Origin of the sequence: Acidaminobacter sp. JC074 (assembly GCF_022496765.1) — a bacterium.
In the GTDB taxonomy this organism is placed as follows: domain Bacteria; phylum Bacillota; class Clostridia; order Peptostreptococcales; family Acidaminobacteraceae; genus JABXKX01.
This window is the reverse complement of the sequence record NZ_VANV01000163.1, coordinates 1-396: the sequence shown is the minus strand read 5'-3', so window position 1 is coordinate 396 and position 396 is coordinate 1. Positions and strand designations below refer to the sequence as shown.

1 protein-coding gene is annotated in these 396 nt (G+C 52.7%); it reads left to right on the top strand.

Annotation, left to right across the window (positions count from 1 at the left end):
• On the top strand, window positions 1-396 hold a 396-nt coding region (locus EZV73_RS28500; protein WP_240843944.1), incomplete at both ends, for a cbb3-type cytochrome c oxidase subunit I.

Genomic DNA, 396 nt, shown 5'->3' with positions numbered 1-396 from the left:
TACTGGATCTGGGCTCTCCAGCTATCCGGTATTGGTACAACGCTTACCGGTATTAACTTCTTCGTAACGATTATCAAGATGCGTGCCCCTGGCATGACCATGTTCAAGATGCCGGTGTTTAGCTGGGCATCTCTGKGCGCCAACATCCTGATTATCGCCTCCTTTCCAATTCTGACCGTCACCGTCGCGCTGCTGACCCTGGACCGCTACCTGGGCACCCATTTCTTTACCAACGATATGGGTGGCAACATGATGATGTACATCAACCTGATTTGGGCCTGGGGTCATCCGGAAGTGTACATTCTGGTTCTGCCGGTATTCGGTGTCTTCTCCGAAATCGCAGCGACCTTCTCGCGTAAGCGTCTGTTTGGCTACACCTCGCTGGTATGGGCAACA